The organism is Acinetobacter sp. SWAC5 (assembly GCF_003419885.1).
GTDB lineage: Bacteria > Pseudomonadota > Gammaproteobacteria > Pseudomonadales > Moraxellaceae > Acinetobacter > Acinetobacter cumulans.
This window is the reverse complement of the sequence record NZ_QUWR01000054.1, coordinates 1-4,340: the sequence shown is the minus strand read 5'-3', so window position 1 is coordinate 4,340 and position 4,340 is coordinate 1. Positions and strand designations below refer to the sequence as shown.

The 4,340-nt window shown below is 38.9% G+C and carries 5 protein-coding genes; 4 read left to right on the top strand and 1 reads right to left on the bottom strand.

Annotated features, from left to right (window positions below):
• Positions 1–231: 231 nt before the first annotated feature.
• The 3 genes from DYI81_RS17645 to DYI81_RS17635 all read left to right on the top strand — a co-directional run bounded on the left by DYI81_RS17645 (position 232) and on the right by DYI81_RS17635 (position 2,329).
• The gene (locus DYI81_RS17645; protein ID WP_240627455.1) at positions 232–918 is read left to right on the top strand and encodes an inovirus-type Gp2 protein; all 687 of its coding nucleotides are present in this window, start codon (positions 232–234) and stop codon (positions 916–918) included.
• A 58-nt stretch (positions 919–976) separates the two neighbouring features.
• Positions 977–1,936: a hypothetical protein gene (locus DYI81_RS17640; protein WP_117008193.1), complete on the top strand. Its 960-nt coding sequence runs from the start codon at positions 977–979 to the stop codon at positions 1,934–1,936.
• 150 nt (positions 1,937–2,086) lie between these two features.
• A complete protein-coding gene (locus tag DYI81_RS17635) occupies positions 2,087–2,329 on the top strand; it encodes an AlpA family phage regulatory protein (RefSeq protein WP_117008192.1) in 243 nt (80 codons plus the stop codon).
• 14 nt (positions 2,330–2,343) lie between these two features.
• Here DYI81_RS17635 and DYI81_RS17630 read toward each other — a convergent pair whose 3' ends face one another.
• Positions 2,344–2,568: a hypothetical protein gene (locus DYI81_RS17630; RefSeq protein WP_117008191.1), complete on the bottom strand. Its 225-nt coding sequence runs from the start codon at positions 2,566–2,568 to the stop codon at positions 2,344–2,346.
• Between the two features lie 743 nt (positions 2,569–3,311).
• On the opposite strand from DYI81_RS17630, the gene DYI81_RS17620 reads away from it, so the two are divergent.
• Complete coding sequence (locus DYI81_RS17620; RefSeq protein WP_117008190.1) at positions 3,312–4,253, top strand: hypothetical protein; 942 nt, start codon at positions 3,312–3,314, stop codon at positions 4,251–4,253.
• The last annotated feature ends 87 nt before the right edge of the window (positions 4,254–4,340 follow it).

Here is a 4,340-nt window from a genome sequence, read left to right as displayed (position 1 = left end):
CTGGACAAAATGACTCCAGATGAGTTTTACTATGACCAGCTACCACAACAAAATAAGGTAGCTTAACTAGAGCAGAGTATCACTTATAAATAAGCTTTTAGTTGTTCAAACAAGTGGGACCACCTCTAAGCCCATCGAAGTGATTTAGGGATTGAAGAATACCTGACACAGTTATCATCTAGAGAAATATCCAATCTTCGAAATCTGTTGCGAAGTCATAGGTCACAGCACTTGGCTGGGATTCGTTTGTTTAAACAGCAAGAGGAAGAGAATCAAGACCGCTTTTTAGAATATGTGCAGAGGATTCTTAACGATCATTATAAGGTTTTGGTTGTACGTGTGGATTTGGGATATTTAAAAGCGTCTATGTCAAATATTACGGTGCAGGATTTCTATAGCCATATTGAGTCATTGCGTCATCTACTGAAAGACAAAAATGGCTGTTTTAAGCATTTATTGGGTTATGGGCTAGCATTAGAGCAGGGGAGTTCAAAAGGCTACCATGTGCATCTGATACTGATCTACAATGGTTCTGAGCGTTGTCAGGACTGGTACTTGGCTAATGAAGTGATTCAGAAGTGGCAGGAGATAACTCAGAATATGGGATGTGGCATAAACAGCCATACCCTTGAAAAGAAAAAACAATACGCTGATCGAGGTTTATTGGGGATAGGCATGATCCATCGCAATCAGCCCTTAGAAATGCAGAATGCTTTGAATGTAGCCCGTTATCTGACTCAGCCTGAAAAGTTCATGCAGAGGATGTTGATTAAGCCATTGGGTAAAAGAACTTTCTTTAAAGGCATTTACCACGAGCATGGGCGTAAGTATAAAAACAATCATCCAATATCAGCAGAAGCAGGAATTTGGTCTGAACAAGATGTAGATGACTTATTGGATGAGCAAATCGTCAATTAACTGTAAAAAAATATGGAGTGGACAGTTCTATGAAAAATTTCACCTCATAGGACTTTCCATGGACATTACACACATTGAACATCAGACTGCACCACGCTTAGAGCAAGATATACACAACTTCTTTACTCAAGTGCGATTTGGCTCACCCATCCCGCCCATGACTCATGATGAACATATTCAGAAAATCATTGAACAAACGGGTCAAGTATTACTAGAGTACTTTCGAGAGTGGAATGAGCTGATGTTTCATCATCGGGATTCAGATTGTAGCTTCTGGGTGACACAATTCAGAAACGCTTATTTTACTGTGTTGCAGCAAATCGACTCACGTCAGCATTATTTTAATCCAACTGCCAAACATACTGCAAAATGGCTGGCGGAGCATGTATTAAATAAACTGAAACAGTTATTTGCAACGACGGGTTTTCATGAGGCTTTACATCAATGTAATGAGCAATACGAGAAGAGAGTTGATCATTTGCGTGAGCTTTATTCAGAAGTCAGCAAATTGAGTGTAGATGCGCCTGATTTAAAATTCTATCTGAGTTATCCAGTGGGTACTGAACTGTTGCAATCAGTCGATCAAGTGATTCAATCATTTCGGGTATTTGAAAAGAAGCTAACATCCTTACCTTGGTTCCGTGCACAAGTTATATTTAGCTATTATCACTTAATTCGTGACAGTACCCGAAACTGTTACGTGATTAGATTCTACCTGACCTTTCAAAAAGTCTTTTATTCCAATGATATTGACTATTCAGTTGATCTATTAAGGCTGTGGCAGGATACCACTCATGGTATGGGGATTTTATTGCAAATTCCAGATGAAGAAACACAGCACTTAAATGGCAATCCATTCGGATTTGACCCAGATGGGCTTTTTAACTTTCCTGAACCTAAAAATCCATTGGATGATCTTGGTGAATTGCCAGATACGGTGACGAGTGTAAATGAGCAGATGAATAAGATTTGCATCGCAACACGTGGCTTTAAAATCTTTAATGGCAAGAAATGGTGATTTTAATCCCATTAAAGTAAATTGAAATAGAGCGCCCCCTGTATCCAATCCAATGGATACGGTGGGTTTTCGAGGCTTACCTATTATTTTACGGTGATGGACATGATATGTGCAGAACGCACGCCTTCATACCACATCGGAGTTCATCAGATGAATGCGCTAAATTCACAAACATTTCAGATCAATCAAATCCTAAATATCAAGCAATTGGTTGAAATCACAGGATTGAGTCGTGCCACCATTTATTCACTGCTCGATCCTAAATCCAAGTATTACGATGCCAGCTTTCCTCAGCAGATCAATTTAACCAGTAATCGAGTGGGGTGGGTTGCGTATGAGATTAATGCATGGATTACTCAAAAGATCAGTGAACGTAGCATGATCACGAATTGAGATAAAATACAAAGCTATGAATGATATTTTTGCCCCACCAGTTGTAATGCCAGTGCATAAGCAAAATCAGGAAAAATTGATTCTGCAATGAAGAATGCTTGAGGTGGGGCTAAGTCTAAGACTTGTTTGTAATAAAGGGTTTCTTTGCCCGTTTGTTTATCAAAGAACTTAAACTCATCCTGTGAATGCGAATATTCAAGCCCATACAGTGGGCCTCCAATACATATCAATCGCTGCACGCACAGATTCCTTTCATAACGCTAAGCACCATTATAATTGAGTGTGCTGTTTAATTCAGGATGAACTTATAACTTCAGTTGAAGTTTAGATGATGTTGATTATTCAATAGTCATTTTGAATCAGAAGTATAGCGAAAACACTCAATTGATTGTTCAAGTAAAAATACAACGTTGACACTTTAAATCCTGCCAATTATCCTTAACCTGCTGGCCCTCATGGTCAGTCGGTTTTAGCAGACCGCTTTACCCAAAGCACACGAAAAAGTCTCTTTCTTTTTTGTGGGCATCCCTACGTGCCCCCCCTCTGCGGCGGAACGGGAGGGGGACATCTTCGGATGTGCTGATCTTTTTGGGTATCAGTCTGCTAACCCCTTTTCGTTTCGCCACCATTATTTAGCAGTAATGTGGTGAAACTTCTTTATACCCAAAGGAGTCCGCCATGCGTACTACATTCTTAAATGCACATTCTCTTTTTTACCCCAGTATTTTTTATGGCGTTGTCGTCGCCAAATAAAGCGTTATTTTAAAAAATTAGCAATTGGGGAACGCTCAATGAAGGCGCTTGTTCCTTTATTGGCCTGCACATCTGAATCATTTTATTGCTGATTTGTAGAGCTACTTATTCTACGGAACAGTCACGTCAGAAGAAAAAGCAGAACTCCAAGAAGAACATCAAAATACCATGAGCCCAGCTTGGTCATTGCTGAGAGGTGCTTACGGACAATGAAAGAGAATGATGCACGATGACAACAAAACTAAAGTGTCTGTCTTTATGTATTTTATTGATGGGAGTGGGTGCCTGTTCCAGTAAAGATCAGCCTAAAAGTGATCCCGCTGTAGAAGGTCAAACCACAGAAAGCAGTGAAGCTTTGCAGAATATCACTGAAACACCAACTGTAATTGTGCCGAAAGCACAAATTAGTCCTGATCAAAGTTGGGAGAAAATAGACAGTGATGTGCGGCGAAGTAATTTGATTTACTTTTATCCTGAAAAGATGAATGTACTCAATTACAAAGAACCGAGCAAGCTTGCGAATGATTTATACTTCCCCGAAAATCATGAATTTATCAAGAAGCAATTACATTTAGATAAGCTTCAGCTTCTTGTTATTGGAATGCAAGGGCATAACTTGGACAACGATATGTTAGTTGATTTAAGTAATGATGAATATTTCAAATATGCTAACAATCTCGCCATAAACTATATACGCGCTTTACAAGTTCCGAAGGTTGAACCCAAGCAGGAATTTGAAAAAACACAGGATTATGAGGAACGAGTTAAACAAGCTCAGCAAAATTCCCTAAATAATGTAATCGACTATGATACTGAATTATTGGAAAGAGCTTTGAATTATATTGCTCCTGATATTACTTCGATCGGAAGCGAAGGCGCTTACCAATATGATGCTGATAAAGAGTTAATGACAATTAACTTTGAACAGAAAAGTCGATATTTTTCTTCTGTGGTTAAATCAGAACTAATCATCAAGGTTGCGCCTGATTTAGCTAAGACCCTCGCAGACAACTTTGGCCAACTTAAAGTCGGCTATGTATTTACACCCAAAAATAATACCTTGAATTTGGATGGGATATTTTTTTATTTAATACGCTACGGTAATCCTGATCGGAAGAACAATACTTCTAGATTGAACCGTACCGGGTTTGTCGGAGACTCAGTATTCTGAGAGAATGTTCCGATGACCAAATTAAAATATACCCCTGAAATCAGAGAAAGAGCGGTTCAATTATTGATTGAATCTGAAAAAGACTAT

What these genes read in the sequence shown, in the direction of transcription:
- DYI81_RS17640 (WP_117008193.1), top strand. Translation starts at nt 977, where the DNA reads ATGGACATTACACACATTGAACATCAGACTGCACCACGCTTAGAGCAA.
- DYI81_RS17635 (WP_117008192.1), top strand. Translation starts at nt 2,087, where the DNA reads ATGAATGCGCTAAATTCACAAACATTTCAGATCAATCAAATCCTAAAT.
- DYI81_RS17620 (WP_117008190.1), top strand. Translation starts at nt 3,312, where the DNA reads ATGACAACAAAACTAAAGTGTCTGTCTTTATGTATTTTATTGATGGGA.